The 23,217-nt window shown below is 62.5% G+C and carries 19 protein-coding genes; 10 read left to right on the forward strand and 9 right to left on the reverse strand.

What is annotated here, in order from left to right:
- The first annotated feature begins 12 nt into the window (after nucleotides 1-12).
- The 7 genes from EJ079_RS15875 (at nucleotide 13) to EJ079_RS15905 (ending at nucleotide 7,411) form a co-directional block, all read left to right on the forward strand.
- A complete protein-coding gene (locus EJ079_RS15875) occupies nucleotides 13-1,581 on the forward strand; it encodes an ABC transporter ATP-binding protein (protein ID WP_127809461.1) in 1,569 nt (522 codons plus the stop codon).
- Nucleotides 1,578-2,675 carry an ABC transporter permease gene (locus EJ079_RS15880; RefSeq protein WP_127809462.1) on the forward strand — a complete coding sequence of 366 codons (1,098 nt, stop codon included), beginning with the start codon at nucleotides 1,578-1,580 and terminating at the stop codon, nucleotides 2,673-2,675. The genes EJ079_RS15875 and EJ079_RS15880 overlap by 4 nt, the downstream gene beginning before the upstream one ends.
- Before the next feature lie 3 nt (nucleotides 2,676-2,678).
- On the forward strand, nucleotides 2,679-3,614 hold the full coding sequence (locus tag EJ079_RS15885; protein ID WP_127267958.1) for an ABC transporter permease: 936 nt from the start codon (nucleotides 2,679-2,681) through the stop codon (nucleotides 3,612-3,614).
- Between the two features lie 47 nt (nucleotides 3,615-3,661).
- Nucleotides 3,662-4,468 carry a 4-pyridoxolactonase gene (locus EJ079_RS15890; RefSeq protein ID WP_127809463.1) on the forward strand — a complete coding sequence of 269 codons (807 nt, stop codon included), beginning with the start codon at nucleotides 3,662-3,664 and terminating at the stop codon, nucleotides 4,466-4,468.
- Between the two features lie 25 nt (nucleotides 4,469-4,493).
- Nucleotides 4,494-5,672, forward strand: coding sequence for an alanine--glyoxylate aminotransferase family protein (locus tag EJ079_RS15895; protein ID WP_127809464.1), 1,179 nt, complete (start codon nucleotides 4,494-4,496; stop codon nucleotides 5,670-5,672).
- 33 nt (nucleotides 5,673-5,705) lie between these two features.
- Nucleotides 5,706-6,452 carry an SDR family NAD(P)-dependent oxidoreductase gene (locus tag EJ079_RS15900; RefSeq protein WP_127809465.1) on the forward strand — a complete coding sequence of 249 codons (747 nt, stop codon included), beginning with the start codon at nucleotides 5,706-5,708 and terminating at the stop codon, nucleotides 6,450-6,452.
- A 122-nt stretch (nucleotides 6,453-6,574) separates the two neighbouring features.
- On the forward strand, nucleotides 6,575-7,411 hold the full coding sequence (locus EJ079_RS15905) for a sulfite exporter TauE/SafE family protein (protein ID WP_127809466.1): 837 nt from the start codon (nucleotides 6,575-6,577) through the stop codon (nucleotides 7,409-7,411).
- A 21-nt stretch (nucleotides 7,412-7,432) separates the two neighbouring features.
- On the opposite strand, the gene EJ079_RS15910 is transcribed toward EJ079_RS15905, so the two are convergent.
- Together EJ079_RS15910 and EJ079_RS15915 are read right to left on the reverse strand one after the other, a co-directional pair.
- Entirely contained in the window at nucleotides 7,433-8,782 is a 1,350-nt protein-coding gene (locus EJ079_RS15910) for an HlyD family type I secretion periplasmic adaptor subunit (RefSeq protein WP_127809467.1), read from the reverse strand.
- Complete coding sequence (locus EJ079_RS15915) at nucleotides 8,779-10,548, reverse strand: type I secretion system permease/ATPase (protein ID WP_127809468.1); 1,770 nt, start codon at nucleotides 10,546-10,548, stop codon at nucleotides 8,779-8,781. Before EJ079_RS15915 ends, EJ079_RS15910 begins: the two co-directional genes overlap by 4 nt.
- 997 nt (nucleotides 10,549-11,545) lie before the next feature.
- On the opposite strand from EJ079_RS15915, the gene EJ079_RS15920 reads away from it, so the two are divergent.
- The gene (locus EJ079_RS15920; protein ID WP_127809469.1) at nucleotides 11,546-13,630 is read left to right on the forward strand and encodes a hypothetical protein; all 2,085 of its coding nucleotides are present in this window, start codon (nucleotides 11,546-11,548) and stop codon (nucleotides 13,628-13,630) included.
- 320 nt (nucleotides 13,631-13,950) lie between these two features.
- Here the strand turns inward: EJ079_RS15920 and EJ079_RS15925 are convergent, their stop codons facing one another.
- The 7 genes from EJ079_RS15925 to EJ079_RS15955 all read right to left on the reverse strand — a co-directional run bounded on the left by EJ079_RS15925 (nucleotide 13,951) and on the right by EJ079_RS15955 (nucleotide 20,996).
- Nucleotides 13,951-14,589: a response regulator transcription factor gene (locus EJ079_RS15925; RefSeq protein ID WP_127809470.1), complete on the reverse strand. Its 639-nt coding sequence runs from the start codon at nucleotides 14,587-14,589 to the stop codon at nucleotides 13,951-13,953.
- 341 nt (nucleotides 14,590-14,930) lie between these two features.
- Nucleotides 14,931-15,293: an AraC family ligand binding domain-containing protein gene (locus tag EJ079_RS15930; RefSeq protein WP_164873799.1), complete on the reverse strand. Its 363-nt coding sequence runs from the start codon at nucleotides 15,291-15,293 to the stop codon at nucleotides 14,931-14,933.
- Between the two features lie 2 nt (nucleotides 15,294-15,295).
- Nucleotides 15,296-16,729 (reverse strand): FAD-binding oxidoreductase, encoded by a 1,434-nt coding sequence (locus EJ079_RS15935; RefSeq protein ID WP_127809472.1) that lies wholly within the window; start codon nucleotides 16,727-16,729, stop codon nucleotides 15,296-15,298.
- Nucleotides 16,729-17,907: a M20 aminoacylase family protein gene (locus tag EJ079_RS15940; RefSeq protein ID WP_127809473.1), complete on the reverse strand. Its 1,179-nt coding sequence runs from the start codon at nucleotides 17,905-17,907 to the stop codon at nucleotides 16,729-16,731. Before EJ079_RS15940 ends, EJ079_RS15935 begins: the two co-directional genes overlap by 1 nt.
- Complete coding sequence (locus tag EJ079_RS15945; protein ID WP_127809474.1) at nucleotides 17,904-18,713, reverse strand: ABC transporter permease; 810 nt, start codon at nucleotides 18,711-18,713, stop codon at nucleotides 17,904-17,906. The genes EJ079_RS15940 and EJ079_RS15945 overlap by 4 nt, the downstream gene beginning before the upstream one ends.
- Nucleotides 18,710-19,909, reverse strand: a complete 1,200-nt coding sequence (locus tag EJ079_RS15950; RefSeq protein ID WP_164873800.1) for an ABC transporter permease — start codon at nucleotides 19,907-19,909, stop codon at nucleotides 18,710-18,712. The genes EJ079_RS15945 and EJ079_RS15950 overlap by 4 nt, the downstream gene beginning before the upstream one ends.
- Nucleotides 19,910-19,940: 31 nt before the next feature.
- A complete protein-coding gene (locus EJ079_RS15955; protein WP_127809476.1) occupies nucleotides 19,941-20,996 on the reverse strand; it encodes an ABC transporter substrate-binding protein in 1,056 nt (351 codons plus the stop codon).
- Between the two features lie 121 nt (nucleotides 20,997-21,117).
- Here EJ079_RS15955 and EJ079_RS15960 point away from each other — a divergent pair, with 121 nt between their 5' ends.
- Entirely contained in the window at nucleotides 21,118-22,452 is a 1,335-nt protein-coding gene (locus tag EJ079_RS15960) for an aminotransferase class III-fold pyridoxal phosphate-dependent enzyme (RefSeq protein ID WP_127809477.1), read from the forward strand.
- A complete protein-coding gene (locus EJ079_RS15965; protein WP_127397404.1) occupies nucleotides 22,452-23,189 on the forward strand; it encodes a GntR family transcriptional regulator in 738 nt (245 codons plus the stop codon). The genes EJ079_RS15960 and EJ079_RS15965 overlap by 1 nt, the downstream gene beginning before the upstream one ends.
- Nucleotides 23,190-23,217 lie beyond the last annotated feature (28 nt).

A 23,217-nucleotide genomic window follows, 5' to 3' on the forward strand; every position in this document is an offset into this window, starting at 1 on the left:
TGCTGGGCTTTCATGAGCGGTTTTTCTTCATCGTCCGTTGCAGGGCGCGACATCGTCGCGCTTGAAGGCGTGACCAAACGGTTCCCCGGCATCGTTGCCAATGACAGCGTCGACCTGTCGATCCGCCCGGGCGAAGTGCATGTGTTGCTGGGCGAGAACGGCGCTGGAAAATCGACACTGATCGGCATGTTGTCCGGCCTGCAGCAGCCGGACGAAGGACGCATACTGGTCGACGGCAAACCGACGCCGATCACCTCGCCGCGCCATGCGCTGGCACTCGGCATCGGCACCGTATTCCAGCACATGATGCTGGTGCCGACGCTGACGGTGGCGGAAAATCTCCTGCTTGGCGGGCCGTGGTGGCAGCGCCCCAGGACCGAGGAACTGGCGGCGCGCGTCGCCGAGATCACCGGCACGCTCGGCATCACCGTCAAGCTTCAAGCCAAGGTATCGGAGTTGTCGCTCGGCGAGCAGCAGCAGGTTGAGATTCTGCGCGCGATGCTGCGCAACAGCCGGCTGCTCATCCTTGACGAGTCCACCTCCATGCTGACGCCGAAAGGCATCGACGAACTCGGCGCACTGATGCGCCGCCTTGTCGAGCAGGGCCTGGCGATCGTCTTCATCACCCATAAGCTCAAGGAGGCGGCTGCCTTCGGCGATCGCATCTCGGTGCTGAAGCTCGGCCGCAAGGTCGGCGAGATCCCGCCCGAGCGGTTTCGCGCGCTGGGCGAACAGGAGATCGTCTCGGAGATCGTGGAATTGATGTTCGGCAAGCAGAAGGATGATCCGGAAGCCGTCGAGCGTCCGGTCCGCACTGCCCGAGCAGAAGCGGCCCCGCTGCTTCAGGTCGCAGATCTGGCGGTCGCGCCGACGGACAATGCGCCGGGCCTGTCGTCGATCTCCTTCGACATCCGCCCGGGCGAGATCCTGGGCATTGCCGGCATCGACGGCAACGGCCAGAAGCAACTGGCGGAAGCGCTGGCCGGCCAGCGTACAGCTGCCGGCGGCTCGATACGGCTGGACGGCGCCGCCATCGAGACGCTGAGCGTCGGCGAGCGCCGCCGGCGCGGCCTTCGCTACCTGACCGACGACCGGCTGGGCGAGGGCACTGTCGGAACCTTCCCGGTCTCGATCAACTTCTTCCTCAAGCAGGTCGGCGCGGCCCCGTTCTGGCGCAACGGCGTCGAGCAGCGCGCGGAGATCGACAAGCGCGCCGCGCAGCTCGTGCGCGAATACGACGTGCGTACGCCGAGCCTGAAGACGCCCGTCGCGCGGCTGTCCGGCGGCAACATCCAGAAGGTGCTTCTGGCACGGGAACTGGCTGAAGGCGCCAAGGTGGTGATCTTCAACAAGCCGACCTACGGGCTCGATCTCGCCAACACTTTGGCGTCGCGCCAGCGCATCCGCGACACGGCGGCGCGTGGCCTTGCGGTGCTGCTGATCTCCACCGACCTCGAGGAATTGCTTGGTCTGTGCGACCGCATCGCCGTCATCGCCGATGGCGCTTTGGTCGGCACCGTCGAGAACGTAGACGACGCCCGCACCAAGGTCGGTCGCCTGATGATCGGACTTGCCGCATGAGCATCGACACCGCACCCACGGTCAGTGCTACCGCACTCGATGCCACGAGCGGGGCAACGACGCGTCGCGACATCGCGCATCGGTTGCTGATGACGCTCGGCCCGATCCTCATCGCTCTCGTCATAGCCGGCTGTATCCTGCTTGCGGTCGGCGTCGACCCGCTCGCCTACTACGGCTTCGTGCTGGAGAAAGGACTGTTCTCGCCGCTCGGCATCCAGCAGACGCTGACGCGCATGGCGCCGCTGCTGTTTCTTGCCGCCGGCCTGATCGTGGCCTTTCGCGCCGGCATGTGGAATCTCGGCGGCGACGGCCAGTTCCTGCTCGGCGCGGTGACGGCGGCGGCCAGCGCTCCTATGTTCGTGCAGGTCATGCCAGCCTGGCTGGCGCTGGTCTGCTCGTTCCTCATCGCCATGGTGGTGGCGATGATCTGGTCGCTGGTGCCGGCCCTGCTGCGTGCCTATCAGGGCGTCAACGAGATCATCACCACGCTGATGATGACGTTCCTCGGCACCTCGCTCGCCAATGTGCTGGTCAAGCTGGCGTTTCGCGACCCCAACACGACCGTGCCGCAGACCCGTACGCTGCCGGTGGAAGACCGGTTGCCGCGCCTGTTCGAAACGACCATCACCAGCGGCTTGCTGCTTGGGCTGGCGGCGATCGTCATCGTGCATCTGGTGATGACGCGCACGGCGTTCGGGCTGAAGCTGAGGATCGTCGGCGCCAATCCACGCGCGGCGGTTCACTCGGGACTCGGTGTCCCCGGCCTGACCGTCGCCGTCTTCGCCATTTCGGCCGGGCTGGCCGGGCTTGCCGGCGCCGTCGACATCATCGGCGTCCAGGGCAATGTCCGCGCCGACTGGAATCCCGCCTACGGGCTTGCGGTGATACCCGCCGTGTTTCTCGCCCGCATGAACGGCTTTGCAGCCATCGGCTTCGTGTTCCTGCTTTCGGTGCTTTCGATCGGCGGTGAGAGCGCGGCGCGCCGGCTCGGCGTGCCCAATCATTTCACTCTGGTGCTGGTTTCCATCGTGCTGATCGTGCTCGCGCTCGCCGAATATTTCGATCACCGATACAACCAGTCGCGGAGGGCCTAGGGCATGACCGGGCTGTTCAGCGAAGTCTTTCTCAGCGCGCTCCTGTTCGGCGCCGTCACCGCGGCGATCCCGCTGCTGCTTGCCGGGCTCGGCGAGCAGATCTCCGAGAAGGCGGGCGTGCTCAATATCGGCATCGAAGGCATGATGCTGGCCGGCGCCTATCTCGGCTTTGTCGGCGCTTTCTATTCCGGGTCGCTGTGGCTGGGCTTTCTCACCGGTGCCGCCGGGGGTGCTGCGGTGGCGCTTGTCATGGCGCTGCTTTGCGTGCGCATCGGGCTGAACCAGATCGTCATCGGCATCGCGCTGACCTTGGGGCTCGAGGGCCTGACGGCACTGCTCCACCATTTCCAGTTCTCACGCAGCTACCCGCGCCTGCCCGCGGCGGATGCTACCGTCATTCCGCTGCTTTCGGACATCCCGGTCATCGGGCCTGCATTCTTCAAGCATCATCTGATCGTCTATCTGGCGGTCGCGCTGGTTTTCGGCATGAGCTACCTCTATCGGCGCACGCAACTCGGCCTCAATTTGCAGGCGGCAGGCGACAAGCCGGCCGCGCTCGATGTCGCCGGCATCGATGTCGTGCGGACCCGCACCATCGCCGTGTTGACGACCGGAGCGCTGGCTGGGCTCGGCGGCGCCTATCTCGCCAATGTCGGGGCTGGGCTGTTCATTCCGTTCATCACCAATGGCGCGGGCTTTCTCGGCATCGTGCTGGCCATGCTGGCGCGCGGTCGCCCGATCTGGGTGCTGTTCGGTGCGTTGCTGTTCGGTGTCTGCCTGTCGCTGACGACGGCCATGCAGGTGGCCGGGATCAACATACCGACCGACATCATCCAGATGCTGCCGTTCTTGGCGGTGATGATCATGCTGGTGCTGTTCGGCCGGCGCGCGAGCCTGCCGGCGGCGCTCGGCATTCCATACGAGCGCGGCGCGCGCTGAGGACAATTCATGCGCGGACGGGACCCGCGCCAAGAAAGGAGGCAAGAATGTCGGATACCAAGGTCTACCTGCTCGACGGCGGCTCGCTCGTTCTCGACGGCTATCATGTGTTCTGGAATCGCGGCCCTGGCGGCGAAGTGCGCTTCCCGGTCTATTCGATCCTGATCGAACATGCCGAGGGCCGGTTCCTCATCGACACCGGCTACGACTACGATCATGTGATGAAGGTGCTGCCATTCGAAAAGCCGATCCAGGAAAAGCACCAGACCATCCCCGGCGCCCTGGCGCTGCTCGGCCTTGAGCCGAAGGACATCGACGTCGTGGTCAACTCGCATTTCCACTTCGATCATTGCGGCGGCAACAAGTATTTTCCGCATGCCAAGAAGATCTGCCACCGGACCGAGGTGCCGCAGGCGTGCAATCCCCAGCCTTTCGAACATCTCGGCTATTCCGATCTGAGTTTTTCGGCGGAGGCTGCCGAAGCGCGTGGCGCGACCGGGCAATTGCTTGCGGGAACGACACGGGCGAACTCGAGCTTCGAAGGCGTCGATGGCGACGTCGACCTTGCCAGGGGCGTCCGGCTGATCTCGACGCCCGGCCATTCGATCGGCCATTACAGCCTGCTGGTCGAGTTCCCCAAGCGCAAGCCGATCATGTTCACGATCGATGCGGCCTATACGCAGAAGAGCCTTGAAACGCTGTGCCAGGCGGCGTTCCACATCGATCCGGTAGCGGGCGTCAATTCGATGCGCAAGGTGAAGAAACTTGCCGAGGACCATGGCGCCGAGTTGATGTACTCGCACGACATGGACAACTTCAAGACCTACAGGACCGGCACGCAATTCTACGGCTGACCCCGCCAATCCGGAGACCAAGACGATGCGCTATCTCGAACATGCCGATCCGGTCATCACCCTGACCGCGGGGCCGGTGAACGCCTATGCCGAAGTGCTGCGCGGCCTCGGGCGCACGGTGCTCTACGACTACGACCCGGCGTTCCAGCTTTTCTACGAAGGTGTGGTCGACAAGGCGCAAAAGGCGATGCGGCTGTCGAACAAGCCGGTCATCCTGCATGGCGAGCCGGTGCTTGGCCTGGAGGCCGCCGCGGCCTCGCTGATCACGCCGGACGATGTCGTGCTCAACCTTGCCTCAGGCGTTTACGGCAAGGGGTTCGGCTATTGGGCGAAGCGTTATTCGCCACATCTGCTCGAGATCGAGGTGCCCTATAACGAGGCGATCGATCCGCAGGAGGTCGAGGCAATGCTGAAGGCGCATCCGGAGATCACCGTCGTTTCCGTCTGCCACCACGACACGCCGTCCGGCACCATCAATCCGATCGACGCCATCGGTGCGCTGGTTTCAGCGCATGGCGGCTATCTCATCGTCGATGCCGTCTCGTCGTTTGGCGGCATGAAGACGCATCCCGAGGATTGCAAGGCCGATATCTATGTCACCGGCCCGAACAAATGCCTGGGCGCGCCTCCCGGCCTCACGATGATGGGTGTCAGCGAGCGGGCCTGGGCCAAGATGAAGGCCAATCCCCTGGCGCCGCGCGCGTCGATGCTCAGCATCGTCGACTGGGAGCATGCGTGGTCGCGGGACAAGCCGTTTCCATTCACGCCGTCGGTCTCGGAGATCAACGGGCTCGATGTCGCGCTCGACCTCTATCTCAATGAGGGACCGGAGGCGGTGTGGGCGCGCCATGCACTCACCGCCAAGGCCATGCGCGCTGGCGTTGCCGCGATGGGCCTGTCGATCTGGGCTGCCAGCGACAGCATCGCGTCGCCGACCACGACCGCTGTCCGCACGCCCGAAGGTGTCGACGAGAAGGCGCTTCGCCAGGCCGCGCGCGCCCGTTACGGCGTGGTGTTTTCGTCGGGGCGCGGCGAGACCTTGGGAAAGCTGACGCGCATCGGCCATATGGGACCGACAGCCCAGCCGATCTATGCGATCGCGGCGCTGACGGCACTGGGCGGCGCCATGAATGCGGCCGGCCAGAAACTGGCGATCGGCAGGGGCATCGACGCGGCGCTGGCCGTGATCGACGCCGACGCCTGAACAGACATCACCACGGATTGAGGGAGCATTTTCATGACTGAACGGCTTGCGGGAAAGACGGCCCTGGTTACAGGCGCCGCGCAGGGTATCGGCAAGGCGATCGCAGCGCGGCTTGCCGCCGACGGGGCAACCGTCATCGTCGGCGACATCAATGCCGAAGGTGCCGGGGCGGCGGCTGCGGCGATAGGCGGAAAGGCGAGGGCGATCGCCGCCGACATTTCCGATCCGGCATCGGTCAAGGCACTCTTCGCCGAAATCCAGGCCCTGACCGGGGGCATCGACATCCTGGTCAACAATGCCAGCATCGTGCCGTTCGTCGCCTGGGACGATGTCGATCTCGACCACTGGCGCAAGATCATCGACGTCAATTTGACCGGCACTTTTATCGTCAGCCGTGCCGGTACGGACCAGATGCGTGCGGCGGGGAAGGCCGGACGGGTAATCAGCATCGCATCCAACACCTTCTTTGCCGGCACGCCGAACATGGCGGCCTATGTCGCGGCCAAGGGTGGCGTCATCGGCTTCACCAGGGCGCTCGCCACCGAGCTTGGCAAATACAACATCACCGCCAATGCGGTGACGCCCGGCCTGATCGAGAGCGACGGCGTCAAGGCGAGCCCGCACAACGAGGCGTTCGGCTTCGTCGAGATGCTTCAGGCGATGAAAGGCAAAGGGCAGCCGGAGCATATCGCCGATGTGGTCTCGTTCCTGGCCTCCGACGATGCGCGCTGGATCACTGGCCAGACGCTCAATGTCGACGCCGGGATGGTGCGCCACTAGCCAAAGCGCATCCCAAAAACGCTACGACCCTTCTGGGCGACCTGCATTTTGGGTCGCAACAGCGGATGAGCGGCCGTGTCCGCAAGGCCGTGCCGCAAATGGCCAATCAAGGAAAAATCATAGTGGACTTCGGATTCGACACGTCGGTTTTCGACGGGCTGACGATTGCAATGCTGATCGCCGGCCTGGCCATGACCGGAATTGCCTCCGGCGTGCTCGCCGGTCTGCTGGGAGTCGGCGGCGGCATCGTCATCGTCCCGGTGCTGTTCTGGGTACTTAGCCTGTTCCAATTTTCGCCTGCTGTGATCAGCCATCTGGCTGTCGCGACGTCGCTTGCGGTCATCATCCCCACCTCGATCTCGTCGATGCGGTCGCACAACAGGCGCGGCAATGTCGACCGGGCACTGCTCACTCTGTGGGGACCGGCCATTTTCGTCAGTGCCCTCATCGGCGGCATCATGTCGAAATTCATCCCGGGCGCCGGCTTGCGGCTGGTCTTCGGCGTCGTCGGCCTGCTGGTGGCCGTCAACATGGCATTGCCGAAGCACCTCGTGATCTCCGATCACCTGCCGCAAAGCGGCTGGATCAACCGCGCGATCGCTGCTGTGATCGGCTTTGTCTCTTCGCTCATGGGAATTGGCGGCGGCACGCTCTCGGTGCCGACGCTTTCCAGCTTTTCCTTTCCGGTCCACCGGGCCGTCGGCACATCGTCGGCACTTGGCCTGCTCATCGCGCTTCCGGCGGTGGCCGGCTTCATCTGGTCGGGTCTCGAGATTGCCGGCAGGCCCCCGCTCAGCCTGGGCTACGTCAGCCTGCCGGCGGTTGCCATCATAGCGCCCGTGAGCTTCCTGTTCGCCCCTCTGGGCGCAAGGCTCGCCCACGCGCTCAACCCGCGCTACCTGAAACTTGCCTTTGCATTCTTCCTGGCGATCACGGCCGGGCGAATGCTGCTTTCCTGAATCCGGTTAGGCGGCTTACGGCTATTTTTCCCGCATGGCCCGGCGGAAGTTCTGCGTGATCGGCTCGGCGAGATAAGAGAGAACGGTGCGAGCCCCCGTCCGGATCATCGTCTCGCTCGACATGCCGGGCAGCAGCTTGCGACCCTCCAGCTTGCCGAGTTCGCTTTTGTCGATCACAACCGTCGCGGCGAAATACGGTGCGCCGCTGCGTTCCTCAACCATGCGGTCAGCCGACACGATCTCCACAACACCCTCGAGCGGCGGCAGGTTGTAGCGGGCGAAGGCCGGGAAGCTGACGCGCGCGGGCTGTCCGGGTGCGATCGTCTCGACATCCTCCGGCTTGACCATAGCCTCGACCACGAGTTGTTGTCCGAGCGGGACGATCGTCATCAATGTCTCACCGGGTTTCACGACACCGCCTGCCGTATGGACCTTCAGCTCCATGACAATGCCGTCAACGGGCGCGACGACGTTGGTACGGCTAAGCACGTCCCTGGCGGAACGCTCCTGCTGTCCGAGGTCAAACAGCTCCGCCTCGACTTTGCTCAACTCGTCGACGGCCTCGTTCAGGCGCACTGTGTTGAGGTTCAGGATCTGCATGTCGATCTCGGCCATGGCGCTTCCGGCACGGGCGATTGCCGCGACATTGGTGGCGCGCTCGCCCTCGATCTCCCGCTGCTGGCGTCTGAGCGACAGGTTCCGTTCGCGGGTGGTCAGCCCTTTCTTGAGCAGACCCTCAAGGTCTTTGCTTTCGCCCTCGATTGCCTCGATCTGCTTGTCTTCGGTGACGACAAGCTGCTCCAGCCCCGTTATCTCTTCCTCGACCTGGTGACGGCGCTGGCCGAGAATTTCCCGCTCGTCCTTCAGATTGTGGTGCTTCGCTGTAAACACGTCACGCTGTGCTGCCACCGCGTCCTTCACGGCGATCGCGGGGTTTGCGAGCAACGCCGGATTGAACTCGATCTCGGTCTTGCCGTCACGCTCGGTCCTGAGACGCGCGGCCAGCGCCTCACGCGTTGCTATCCGGTTCTGGATCAGGTCGAGCTGCGCCTTTGCCTGCGTGCCGTCGAGCCGGACGAGGATCTTGCCCGCCTTGACGATATCCCCGTTGGCGGCGTTCAACTCCGCGATGATGCCGCCCTCGAGGTGCTGGATGAGCTTGCGGTCGCCGGCGACCTTGATCACGCCCGACGCTACCGCAGCGCTGTCCAGCGGCGCCAGGGCCGCCCATCCCCCGGCCACGCCGAAGAACAGGAACATGATCGCGAAGCCGGTGCACGTCACGCCGGTGAGACGCAGCGGCACCGGTTCCAGCAGCGAGGGCGGGGGACGGGGCAGCGGCACGACGTTCAATTCGGGGGGGCGGCTCATGCTTCCTTGACCTCTTTGATTTCCTTCACCACTTCAAGGGCTGGCAACTGGGCCGCCTTGGGCAGATGGGCCACCTTGCCGACACGGCTGGCGAGTTCGTTGAAGACATGGTCGCGCGGCCCGAAGAGATCTTGCTGACCCCTGTTGAGGACCAGTATCTTGTCTACCTTGTCCAAAATGTTGGCGCGGTGCGCGATCAGGATAACGGTCGTGTTCGTCGCCTTGGCCACGCCGAGAGCGGCAATCAATGCCTCCTCGCCCTCCCTGTCGAGGTTGGAATTGGGTTCGTCGAGGATAAGCAGCGCGGGATCGCCGTAGAGGGCCCGCGCCAGCCCGATGCGCTGGCGCTGCCCGCCCGACAGTATCGCACCTGCTTCGCCGATCTCGGTGCCATACGCCTTCGGCAGTCCTTTGATCAGCTCGTGGACTCCCGCCAGCTGCGCGGCCTCGACCACCTTGTTGAAGACCGCCGGGCTGAGCGTAGCAAAGCGGCAAATGTTTTCGGACACGGTGCCGGCGAAGAGTTCGATGTCCTGCGGCAGATAGCCGACATGACGACCACGGTCCTCCGCCGCCCATTGGGCGACATCCGTTCCGTCCAGCAAGGCGCGCCCCGCGGACGGGCGCCAGGCGCCGGCGAGTATGCGCGCCAGGCTCGTCTTGCCGGCCCCGCTCGGGCCGATCAACGCCATCGCTTCACCGGGCTCGAGGCGGAAGTTGATGCCTTTGAGGATATGCTCGCCACCCTGTCGGGCAAGCACAAGGTTGTCGGCCTCGAACCTGCCTTTCGGACGGGGCAGTGGCAGGACCGGTGTGGCCTCCCGGTGCTGTCCGGCGACCGCGGTGAGGCGCCGGTAAGCGGCACGGGCTCCGACCGTCGCCTTCCAGGTGCCGATCGCTTGCTCGACCGGTGACAATGCGCGCCCCATCAGGATCGAGGCGGATATCATGATACCGGGCGAGGCCTCGTTGCGAAGAACCAGATAGGCACCGAGGCCGAGTATGGCCATTTGCAGGGCCAGCCGGTGACAACGCGCGATGGCCGCGATGACCCCACCCCGGTTAGCGGCAAGGACTTGTCCTTTGTTCGCCTCGTCCTGCTGTGCCTTCCAGCCTTCCATCAGCGGCTTTAGCATACCCATCGCCTGGACGACCTCGGCGTTGCGGATCGCCGCCTCGGCCTGCACATAGGCCCGCGACTGCGCACCCGCAGCCTCGATCAAGGGCTTTCGCGTGACATATTCGTTGAGCAGCGCCAAAGCGAACAGGATGATCCCGCCGCCAAGCGCCAGCCAACCCAGCCAGGGGTGCATGATGAATATGGCAGCGAAAAACAGCGGCGCCCAAGGCGCGTCGAGGATCGGGAAGATGCTGGGACTGGTGCAGAAATTCCGCACCTGGTCCAGATCGCGCAACGGACGGGCGTTGGCCTGGCCGGGCGCCGAGGCGGCATATTCCACCGATGCGGTCAGGAGAACCGGTCCCAAGCGCGCGTTCATCCATGATCCGACCTTGGCCAGAAGACGCCCGCGTATTACTTCCAACCCGGCGAGCGTCCCGAGCGCGGCCGCCGCCATCAGCGACAGCATCGCCAGCGTCTCCAGGCTGTGGCTGGACAGCACGCGGTGGTAGACCTGGAGCATGTATAGCGCCCCGGTCAGCATCAGCACGTTGATGCCGCCGCTGAACCAGATCAGTGGCCGGATGGCGCGCCTGACCTCTTTCATAACCACTTGCAGGGCAGGGGGCTGTTGGGTGATCTTCATCGTTCATATCTCGCGGGATGACATCTCGTGCAACAGATCGCGGGGCAGCCAATGCGGCCGTGATCCTCCATTGTGTCGCGGCCTAAGAGGAGGCGTCCATTCCCGGTTCGATGGTATTGAGGTCAATGTCCGCACCTGATCGAACGATATATATCTTTCGATAGATCAGTCCGGCGCAGGCGCTGCGACGGATCTTATTGGCATGCCATCGCGCGGCTTTCCGGCCTTGCCGGCCTCATGTCGATGCCAGCGCGGATGTCGGAGGAAGGCCCGTTCCTGGGGGGCGAGGCCCATGCCATGCGCCACACCCAGACCAATTCCGGCCGACTGCCGAGGTGCGGCTTTTCGTAGAGAAGGTGCAGGTGCAACGTCTTCGGTCTGGTCGACCAGTTCAAGACCGGGGTCGTGCCGGCAAGCAGGGCCGCATCGCCGACTATCTCACCCGCCACGGATTCGTCATCCTCGATTAATTCGGATCGTCTCATCCATCACTATGAGATCGTCGAGACGGGGCAACGAGTTCCGGCGTATCAAGAACAGCGCCTGATCAACCTAACACGGCCAAACTCATCCGCGCTCGGCGGGCTGCAACCCGAAAGCTCCTGCGAGCGCCAAACAACGTGCCCTTACTTAGAGGGAGTCAAAATTGGACGCTGATCGGGGCTCAGTTTTGCAAAGCGGTTGACACGTGTGGCTTGCTCGGATGCGAGCTTTCACTACGGCTCTTCTCGCGGGCTAATGTTTCTAGTTATATTGATGGCAGCGACACTTTCGAAACGATATATATCGTTCGATATAGGTCGTAATACTATCAGACGGAAAGTTGACCAGCCGTCCTTAGGCTGCGCCAAATAGGCCCCTCAGCAGCCAGGGTTTGTTGGCATCTCAAGTGATAGCCGGGGGGGCAATCGTGGTTTTCTACGATCCACCATTTCGCCGCGGCCTGACCTAATCCAACTAACCCTGGAACAGCTCAATCACAATTGGGAGGCAGGTTATGGCTACTATTACCAACACAAATCTCGTTCTCGATGAGCAGATCGGCGTACAGACCGTCACCGATGACAATGATGTCCTCCTCGACCAGGCGCTCATCGACGATCTCGTGGCCCTGGGTGTGGCGGGAATCAGTCTCGGTACCGACGCCACGACAGGTTTTCCGCAGGTGGCCGTCAACACCGCCCTACTTGACACAACCGGAGCGACCGATTTGGCGCTGTCGATCCCCGCTGACGGCACGACGAGCGGCCTCTTTACCGTCGACGGTACGGAAATCTTCCTCTACAACGAGGGCGGCGTCATTTATGGGCGCGAGGCCGTGAATGGTGTCGCTGACCCCACGGGCGATCTGGCGTTCGCGGTTGCGCTTGATAAGACTGACGTGTCGTCAGCGCAGATTTACCTCGTCCAATACGAACCGCTGCATCACAACGATCCCCTCGCCGTTGACGATGCCGACATCCTGTCTTTCGCCGAAGGCAAGATCACACTGGATGTAACGACCACCGAACTCGTAACGACGTTTCAGTCGCTGGACTTCGCGTCGATCCCGTCAGGTAGTCCGCAGGAGACGCTCACGGTTGCGACAGCCGATCTCACTGACAATCACAGCGCCAAGTTTGATGGGCTCATCTTCCCGGCAGGTGCAGTCACTGATCCGACGACCATCAACACGAACCCCGGAACCGATGATGATCTGAACCCCAACGCGATCGGCTTCGGTGTGAAGGGCGGCCAAGCCTCTCAGTTGAATCAAAATGAGGGCTTCTTCGTTCAAGACGCGGCCTGGACTTCTGCTAGTCCGGATGCGAACGAGATCGGCGGTATCAGGTTCGACGTCCAGGGCGTAGGCGGCGTGAAGAGCGTTAACATTGAGTGGTGGACTGTCGATAATGGGATAGTAATTGAGCACGGGACCGACACAGTAGTATTACCTGGGGGCAGCTCCGTCTTTGAGAATTACACCATCGAATCGGCCGATAGCGTCGACCAAATCTACGTTCGATTTTTCTACGACACGAAGCAAAGCACGTCCGGCGTGCGCGTTGAGAACCTCGAAGTCGCGTTCCCCTCATCGAGCGAGGTGACGGTCGTCAACCACGAGGATCTCGGGACGCACCTCGTGTTCGAGGACGCCGGGCCGACGTTCGACGGCATCACTGGTGATGCCACGCCGTTCCAGGTCGGATTGGCCGCCAATCAACAGGACACCGGGACGTTCGACCTTACTCCCGGAGCCGATGGCTCACACGTCACCATCACCGCTTACACCGATCTCGGTGGCACTGCCATCGAGGAGATTCTCAACGCCGACGGAACCACGCTGACGTACCACGACGTGGCCACCGATACGGACCTTTACCAACTGAACGTGACCGACTCGGGATACACCTTCGACGTGCTCTTCACACCCCAGGGTGAGCAGTCCGACCTCAACTTCAATGCGGTCAAGTCGGGCGGTCCCCAGGAGACCTTGATAGTACCCACGGTGGATAACACCGGCAGCATCGTCTTTGACGGTCTGATCTTCAACGCTACGCCCGCAGCGAACGCGACCGAGGCAGCCTTTGCGCCGTTCAACACTGCTCCACTGGGAGGCCCGACTGTAGCGGCTGACGACCTTAACCCCGATGCAGTTGGGTTCGGCGTGAAAGGCGGTCAGGCTTCGCAGATCAACAACAATGAGGGCTTCACCTTCTCCACTGCGGACGGGTCTGACATCAACAATCTGGCCTTCGCGGTCGCAGGAATTGGAAACATCAACGCCATCACGGTAGAATCGTGGCTTTACGACGATGGCGGCAATCTGATCGATCACAATATCGACAACGTTACTGGCTTGCGCTCGGGCAATCAGACCGTGACCATCGACGACGATGGTGGTCAAGCCTTCGACACGGCCTACGTTCAGTTCCACGTCGCCGGTGCCAACTCGGGTGTTCGCATCCTCGACTTCTCGACGAGCATCGAGGGTCCGGTTGACGATCAGCCGTTCGAATTCACGCTGGCAAACACCGACCTCGACGGGGATGCCGCTACTCAAACACTAAGCATCCTCGCAAGCCAGGACTTCATCGTTTGATGACGTTCTCGTAGCCTTCATTAGCTTCAACGCAAGCGATCCGGCCCCCTTCGAGGGGCCGGACGTTCAAGGCTCTGGACTCAACCTAGGCGAGACGCAAAGCGGCAGCTTGCGGTGTATGCTGTGGTAGCCTGTTTGCTAAAGGAACCGGAGGAGGGGAGAGCCAGCAACCGCCAAGTCAATCCCCGGTTATCAGGCGGGTCGGACCGAGAGCAGGCGTCCGCAATCGTCGAGAAACAGACGATGTCACGGCCGATGCTATCGCGCGGCTTTCCTGCCCGTTGCCGGCCTCACTTGGATGCCCGATAAAAGTGCAGCTTTCAGAGGAGGCCCGTTCCTGAGGGGGGGAGGCCCTTGCCATGCGACACCCAGGCCAGTTCCGCCCGGCTGCCGAGGTGCAGCTTCTCATAGACGTGATGCAGGTGCATCTTCACAGTGCCTTCGGATACGTGCAACCGCTGCGCGATGGCCTTGTTGCGCAGCCCGCGCGAGACGAGATCGGCGATCTCGGTCTCCCGCCCGGTCAGCCTGGACATTGGCTGCGGCTGCGATCCGGGCATCAGCAGCTGCTGGACGATCTTGTTGTCGATCCACTTCTTGCCCGCCGCCACCGCATTCACGCATTCGATGAGAAAGCGGTGGCTGATGCCGTCCAGAAACAGGCCGTCGACGTCGAGCGTCTGTATTTCCCTGACATCGAGCCCGCCGGTTGGCTGCACGATGAAGATGATGCCGAGAGCGCTGCTGCAGGCCTTCAGCCGTGAGGAAAGACCTGATGTCTGCTGGTCCGCGAGATCCACGCCAACGATGACCATATCAGGTCGATGGCGCTCCACATGAGCGAGAACGTCCACAGGGCGGCGACACTGGGCGACAACATCGTGTCCAGCCTTCTGCAAAACCCATTCCAGACCAGCGAGATACACCCCCCGCGGGTCCGCGACAACTAACGTTGACATGCGAACACCGTCCGTAAAAAAAACGCAACGAACTTGGTTAAACACCCGTTAAATCAGGAAACCAGAGCCCAGGCAGATTGTCAAGGAATAGCTAATATGCATATTGCTATGATGACAATCCGCCGTCTGCCAGGCGGATCGGCGGATATCTCACATCGTACTTGGGCGGAAAGCTGGCTAGCTGCCCTTCCTGGCCGCTATCACCATGAAATCGCTTCCAAGCGTGACGCTTTGCAGCCGACGATATTGACCTGCAATGCGTACTTCGCGGAGCTGCCAACAGCTGTTTCACTACCCCGGAACTGCGCGGTGAAAGGCGAACCTATGATATGCCTGTCACTTCAAGGTTCTACCGTCCCTTGCCGCGCGGCCCAGTCGTATGGGTACAGGCAGTAAAAATAGCCGGTGCGTTCGGTTGCGATGTATTTCAGATGCGTGCCATTGGGCAGCCAGACGATGTCGCCAGGGCGGCATTCGTGGCGGCCGTCATCCAGTTCGATCGTCAGCGTGCCTTCATGGATGAACAGCACCTCGTCATAGGTCACGGTCCAGTCGATCGAGGCGTTCTCCAGATACTCAATGCCACCGCCCATGGTCCGGCTGATCTCGGCATTGATGACGCGCGCGATCGACGACGTTCCGGTCGGCGTGACTGATGGCTTCAGAGTCAACTCGCTGTGCTTGAAAATCCTGGCCTTGGACATTGTCATCCTTTCTTTGCGCGAAGATTGGCTTTGGAGGGAGTGACGCCGGACGGAGCCAGCCCGGCGAGCCATCTCGTCACCGGATCCAGCTTGCGCCCGGCATGTTCAAGATCGTCGCGCCGACGCACCGCGCCACGGACGAAATGCGCACCGACGAAGCGAAAGGGTTCGGGCGGGAAACCGCGCGCCACCGGACGCACCAGCGCCGAATGCGTCAGTTCCGATTCGCCGTCAGTCAGCAGGCTGGTGAGGATCTCGCCGCCGATATAAGCCATTGTCGTGCCATTGCCGGAAAAGCCGTAGCCGTAGACGACATCGCGGTTGGCGGGCAAAGCGCCGAACAGCGGCACGCCGCTGACCGTCCGGTCGATCGGGCCGTTCCACGATGTTTCGAGCGGGAAATCGGCGAGCGCCGGGTGGCCATCCCGCAGCACGCGACGCATTTCGGCGACCCGTGGCGACAGGCCATGGAAACGCTGGTCGACGATGCCGCCGAAGCCAATGACGCCACCGCTGACGCCGACGGACAGCCGACCATCGCGCGTCGGAGACCAACCGCCAACGAAGACGCGGGAATCGATCATCAGCGGCGCCCGGCGGTAGCCGACCTTGTCGAGAAGGTCTGGAATGGGCTGTGACATGGCGTCGTCGCTGGAGATGTTGAAGATCGCAGGGGCCAGTTCCGGAATCGCCCCGGACCAGGCGTTCATGGCAAGCACGACCTTGCCGCAGGACACAGTTCCTTTCGCCGTTTCCACCGTGAGCTTGCCACGTCGCGAAAACCGCTTCATCGGCGACTTTTCATAGATCCGAACGCCGCGGTTCAGCGCTGCACGACGCAGGCCGCGCACCAGGAACCCTGGATGCACAGTTGCCGACGAAGCGTCGAACGCACCGCCAAGGTGGCTCGTCGTACCGGCCATCGCCGCGATCTCCGGGCGCGAAACTCGCCGCGCCGGGACGTAGCCGTGCGCTGCCAGCTTGTTTAACGCGTCGTCCCAGGCGCCAAGCTGTGCTTCGCACGTAGCGCCCCAGATCCAGCCGATGCGATCGAACCAGGCGTCGATTGCCTCGGCCTTGCAGAAAGCCTCGATGCCGCCGATCGCGGCTTCGGATGCCTTGATGATCGAAAGCGCGTCGTTTCCGTCGCGCAGCGCGGCAAGCGCGCTGTATTTGGTCCACGCCGAAAGCACCATTCCGGAATTGCGGCCGCTCGGGCCACCACCACAAATGTCGCGCTCTACAATGACAATGTCGAAGCCTGGATTGTGCTGCTTGAGGCGAATGGCGGTCCACAGTCCGAGATACCCGCCGCCAACGATGCAGATGTCGGCCTGCGTTGTCTCTTCGAGCGGAGGCGCAAGGTCCGGGTCCTCGGGCAATGCCTGCCGCAGCCAATGGCTCCGCCAGCGGATGTCTTTTTCCGGCAACTGCATCACGATGCGCCTGCGGCGGACAGGCGGCGCTCCACCAGCCTGACCCAAAGACTGGCGCCCATCGGCAGGATAGCGTCGTTGAAATCGTAATTGGTGTCGTGCGCGGCGGCCTGGTGCGCGTCGTCCGCCTGGCCAAGCAAGAAATAGCAGCCCGGCCGCTGTTCCAACATGTAGCAGAAATCTTCAGAACCCATCTCGGGAGGCGGATCGACGACGAGACGTTCCGAGCCCATCACCTCGTTCGCAATCGCGATCATCGCGTCGGCTTGCGCCGGAGTGTTGATCGTCGGCGCGAAGGGCGTTTCGTAGCGAATATCGACGCTGGCGCCAAAAGCTTCGGCCTCGTTTTTCGCGATGCGGCGGATTGCCATCTCCAGCGTCTTTTGAACCTGATGGTCGAAGGTGCGCACGGTGCCGGTCAGAAACGCCGCATCGGGGATGGTGTTGAAGGCTTCGCCGGCGCGCAGGCTGCCAACGGTGACGATTGCCGGAGAGTGCACATCGGTCAGGCGACCGGGCAGGGCTTCGATTGCCAGCAGGATGCGCGCGGCGACGGGGAGTGGATTGATCGCAAGATGCGGCATCGCCGCATGGCCGCCCCTTCCATGCACGACGATCTCGAAGCGATCAGCCGCCGCTGCCACCGTCTCGTGGTGGACGGCGATCTCGCCCAGCGGCCGTTCGCAATTGTGCAGCGCGTAGACTTCATCGCAGGGGAAACGCTCGAAAAGGCCATCATTCAGCATGGCGAGGGCCCCACCTCGGCCCTCCTCGGCCGGCTGGAAAATGAAATGCACGGTGCCGGCGAAGTCGGGCGAGCGGGCAAGCGCCGAGGCTGCGCCGAGCAGCATCGTCGTGTGACCGTCATGGCCGCAGCCATGCATCCTCCCGGGAATGCGGGATGCATGCGGCAGCGGCCGCGCCTCGGTCATCGGCAGGGCGTCCATGTCGGCTCGGATGCCAAGACTGCGACCAGCGCCGAGCCTGCCCCTGAGCGTACCGACGACACCTGTCCGTCCGACGCCTTCGGTCGTCTCGATGCCCCACGAGCGCAGTTTGTCCGCCACGAAACGCGCCGTCTCGAACTCTTCGAAGCCGAGTTCTGGATTGGCATGCAGATGCCGCCGCCAGGTCGTCATCTCGGTCTCCAACTGCTGTACCGATGGAACCAGTCTCATGCCGATGCCCTTGCGCGGAGAGTTTGCGAGCGGCCCTGAAGGATGGCGATGACACCAAGCAGGGTCGCAGAGAATGCGATCAGCAGCACAGCGACGGCCGCGATGGCAGGGCTGATGGATTCGCGAACCCCGGAGAAGATCATGCGAGGCAAGGTTCGCTCCGCGCCTGTCGAGAGGAAACTTGCGACGACGACTTCGTCGAAAGAGATGATGAAGGCGATGATGGCCCCTGTAATGACGCCCGGCGCTATCAGCGGCAGCACTACCTTGAAGAATGTGCGGATGGTGCCGGCGCCGAGCGATGCGGCCGCGCGAACCAATGTCCGGTCGAAGGTCGAAAGGCTGGCGACGGCAGTCGTCAGCATCACAGGCACGGCCATCGCCGTATGCACCAGAATGATGGATAGCTTGTTGCCTACGAGTCCCAGTGTGGCGAAGAATGAAAAAGCCGCGACGCCGACGATGACAACCGGCGTCACTAAGGGCGCGGCGATGATCGCGTAGAGAATCCGTTTGCCGGCAAAATCGCCCCAGGCGAGTCCGATCGCCGCAGGTATGCCGAGCAGCAACGCCAGAACCGTGGTGGACAGCCCGATGACGACCGAGTTCCACAGTGCGTTCGGCCAACGCTGGTCGACCCACAGTTCGGCATACCAGCGCAGCGACCAGCCCGGCGTCGGAAATGCCAGCGAATTGCTCGAGGTCAGCGACATAGGGATCACGATCAGCAGGGGCAGGATGATGAACGCCAGCAACGTCGCCGCATAGGCATACATCAGCCACTTCCGGAAGCGGTCGGCGCTCATGCGACATGCGCCTTGCGGCGGAAGAGGACGGACGCCGTCCAGAACAGCAACGCAAACAACACGAGGATCATCAGCAGTTGCAGCGAAAGCGCTGCACCCATGCCCCAGTTCAGTGTGCTGTTCGTGTAGAAAGCTATGTAGCTGGAGATCATCTGGTCGGTCGGCCCGCCGACAAGCGTCGGGGTGATGTAGTAGCCAAGTGCGAAGACAAAAACGATCGCCCCGCCGGACAGGATCCCTGGCAGGATCAACGGTAACTGCACGCGGCGCCACGCCGTGAGCCACGGCGCACCCAGCGACAGTGCCGCGCGCATGTAGGTGGTCGGAACCCGCCGCATGACAGCGACGACGGAGAGCACCATCATAGGCAGCAGAACCTGAACCATCGCCAAATAGAGCGAAAAGCGGGTGTAGATGAGGTCGAGGGGTTCGCTGACGATACCCAATCCGAGCAGAGTGGAATTCACGGGGCCGTTCTTCTGCAGCACGATGATCCAGATGACGGTGCGCACCAGCAGCGACGTCCAGAGCGGAAACAGGATCAACGCGAACATCAGCTTCGACCACGCCGGGGGCGCGCTGACAATTGCCTGCGCCAGCGGCACGGCGAGCACCGCGCAGATGACGGTCACCACGATGCTGATCCAGATCGTACGCAGCAGCGCGTCGACGAAGATGGCGCGGTCGGCGGAAACGGCTTCGATCGAATTGTCCGCGCCTCGCTTCAGGTCCAGGCTCGCCAACAGATAATAGTCCGTTCGCGCGCTTTGCTGGCGCGCTATGACCTGCCAGAGATCGATGTTTTTCCAGCCGGCCTGTTTGGAGAGCACCTCGTCGCGCACGGGACGCATAGTGAGTTTGCCGTCGGCCGCATCCTTTGCCGTCTTGATGACGAGGAAACGGCTGCCGACGACGCGCTGGTTCACGAGTTGCGCCAGGACGCCTTCCTTCCCGGCGCGCCGCGCGTCGGCCAAATCCTCGACGAGTGCTGCAAAGACGGGTTCGCCAGGCAGGCCGCTATCCGCATTCCAGCCCGCCAGAGCGGCAATTGTGCGCGGCAGGTTGTTCGAGAAATCCGAGTTGTCGACGGCCAGAGCGAGGAAGCGCGCTACCGGCCACAGAAACAGAATGACGACGAACAGAATAAGCGGGGCCGTCAACAGGGCGAGCATGCCGCCCCGTTGGCGCCGCTTCATAGCCGGCTTTGTCCCGACCAACATGCCTGGGTTACTTCGCGAGCCAGGCCTTGAAGCGTTCTTCCAGTGCTTCCTTGTGCTCGGTCCAGAAGTCGTTGTCATAGGAGGCGCCGTACTGAAGGTGCTCCGGCGACGTCGGCAGGTTGGCCTTCCAATCCGCGGGAATGAGGTCGGCGGCTTCCTTGCGGCCGGTGCCATAGGCATAGAGTTTCGAGAAGCCGGCCTGGTTTTCAGGGATGGAGAACCACTTGAGGAGATCCAGCCCGGCCTGCTGGTGCGGCGCGCCCTTCACCACCGCCCAGTAGTCGGTGCCATAGAAGAAGCCAGCGTCCCATGCGATCGCATAGGGCTTCTTCTCGTTGATGGCTTCGTTGGTGATGCGCGCATTGAACCCGTCGCTGAGAGCCACTTCACCACTGTCGAGGTTCTGGATGCCCTGCGTCGTTGTGGACCACCAGACGACGTTCGGCTTGATCTTGTCGAGCATGGCGAAAGCCCGATCGACACCTTCCGGCGTGGCCAGCACCTTGTACATGTCCTCGCGTTTCACGCCGTCGGCCATCAGCGCATTTTCCAGCGTGAACTGTGCCTGCTGGTAAAGCCCGCGCTTTCCCGGAAATTTCTCGACGTTCCAGAAATCCGCCCAGCTCTTCGGCGCGGCGTCACCTTTGTAGACCTTCGTGTTGTAGGCAAGGACCGTAGCCCAGGTGTCGGATGCGACGCCGCATTCGTGCAGGGTGCCTGGAAGATAATTCGCCGCGTCGCCGGTGATCTCGGGCGTCAGCGGGACGAACAGGCCTTCGGCGCAGCCGACTTCCATGGCGGGCGCTTCGACCGAGACGACGTCATAAGTGATGTTGCCTGCCTGCACCTGGGCACGCACCTTGGCGACCTCGCCGCCCCATTCTTCCATGACGATCGGAACGCCCGTCTTTTCGGTGTACTTGTCCCAGACCCCATCCTTGTAGGCCTTGTCCCATGTACCCCCCCAGCCGACCACCGTGACGGGGTCGGCCGCGGACGCGGCCAAAGTCGAGGTCGCGAGGCAGATCGCGGCGGCAGATACGGCTTGCAGATAAGTCCTCATTGCAGTTCCCCTTTCTTATCGTTGTGGATTTGATCAAATTTCAAACGCAAAATGGATTGATTAGCAACAGGAATTTACGATACGGTGCAAAAAAGTGAAAAAGCCAAAGGGATTTGATCGAATGCTGCAAGGCACTAGAGACGTGCGCGCCAATGTCAGTCTCGCTGCTGTTCTGGACGAGGCGCGACAGCGTTTCGCTGACGCCAACCCGAACAGCCTGGCGCGTCAGAACGAGGCCGCGGCATCGTTGCCGGGCGGCAATACGAGGGCTGTTCTATGGTATCGGCCATTCCCCGTATCGTTTGTTTCCGGTGAAGGCTGCAGGGTGACCGATCTGGACGGCCATACCTATGTCGACCTGGTCTCGGAATACAGTGCCGGTTTCTACGGCCACTCCGACAAGGCGATTTCGGCGGCCCTTGTGGACGTCATACAGGGTGGCATCATGCTGGGCGCACCCAACCGCTATGAGGCGCGCCTGGCTGCCGCGGTGGTCGACCGTTTTCCGGCCATCGAGCGCGTGCGCTTCTGCAACTCGGGCACCGAGGCGAACATCATGGCTATTTCGGCGGCTCGCGCCATTACCCAGCGCTCGAAGATACTCGCATTCCGCGAGGGCTACCACGGTGGCGTACTCACCTTTGCGCATGGCGGCTCGCCACTCAATTTGCCTTTCCCCTTTGTCTTCGCCGACTACAACGATAGTGCAGGCGCCGTGGCGGTCATCAAGGAACAGGGCGACGAGCTTGCCGCGGTGATCGTCGAGCCGATGATGGGCGGCGGCGGCTGCATCCCGGCGACGCGTGAGTTCCTGGAAGCGCTGCGCGCGGTGACGAAGGATACCGGGGCGCTGCTGATTTTCGACGAGGTCATGACTTCGCGCCTCGACTACCGCGCGCTCCACGGGGCGCATGGGATTTTTCCCGATTTCGTGACGCTCGGCAAGTATATCGGCGGCGGCGCCAGTTTTGGCGCATTCGGTGGACGCGCCGACCTCGTCGATCGCTTCGATCCGGCTTTGCCCGGTGCGTTCTCGCATGGCGGGACGTTCAACAACAATATTCTCAGCATGGCTGCTGGCTTCACCGGTCTGACCCAGGTGCTGACGCAAGAGGCGAGCCGCGCGATCAATGCGCGCGGCGATCGCCTGCGCGAAGCGATGAACGTCTCCCTTGAAAGGCATGGCGTCGAGGGCATCGTCATAGGGCGTGGGTCGTTGATGAACCTGCATTTCGTCAGGGGGCCGGTGGACACTCCGGCGCGGCTCGACGATGCCGATCCTTCGGTGATTGCGCTTTGGCATATCGAAATGCTGTTGCGAGGGTACTACGTGACGCCGCGCGGCATGCTGGCGTTGTCACTGCCATTTGGCGACGCCGAACTCGACGGCTTCGCCGGCGCATTCGACGATTTCCTGTCGAGCAACCTCAAAATACTGCCGCGCCGGACAAACTGATGCTTGATCGCAAGGATGCCAGTGCCGGCTCGGCCGCGCAAAAGACAGCTCATGTTCGTGTCCATACGGGCTTGAAGGAAGCACTGATGAACGGTGACTTCCTGCCCGGCCAAAGACTGGTCGTGCGACAGCTTGCCGAACAGTACCGGACCAGCGCCATGCCGGTGCGCGAGGCCTTGCGGCAACTCGTCAGCGACGAGGCAATGTTCGACCACCCAAATCGGGGCGTCATCGTCCCCGAGGCCACGGTGGCGCGTATTTCGGATCTGGTGCGTGTGCGCTGCAGCGTCGAAGGAACGGCGGCCGAGTGGGCCGCGACGACCATCACGCCCGAAGAACTCGATGAATTGGCGAAGCTGAACGGGCTGATGCGCGAATGCGTCGAGAGCAATGTCATGGCTAATTATCTCGGCCTGAACAGGCGCTTCCATTTCACGATGTACCATGCCGCGCGGTCACCTCTCATCCAGCAGATCATTGAGAAATTGTGGCTGCAGGCAGGACCGTTTCTGAACATCGTCCGCTCGGACGTGACCTACGGCCTGGGCCTGGACCATCACGACGAAATGCTCGCGGCGCTGCGTCGCGCCGATGGCGCGGCTGCGCGCAAGGCGCTGGTTGCCGATCTGCGTGAGGCCGCCGACATCATTCTTCGCGCCGCGGCGGCGGCTGAGGCTCAGCCTGCGCGCAAACGCCCGGCTTCGGCACGCCGTGATCCCAAGGCGCAGGCGCGGTGATGGGCGGATCCCCGCGTGGCCCGGTTCA

Source organism: Mesorhizobium sp. M7A.F.Ce.TU.012.03.2.1 (assembly GCF_004006095.1).
In the GTDB taxonomy this organism is placed as follows: Bacteria; Pseudomonadota; Alphaproteobacteria; order Rhizobiales; family Rhizobiaceae; genus Mesorhizobium.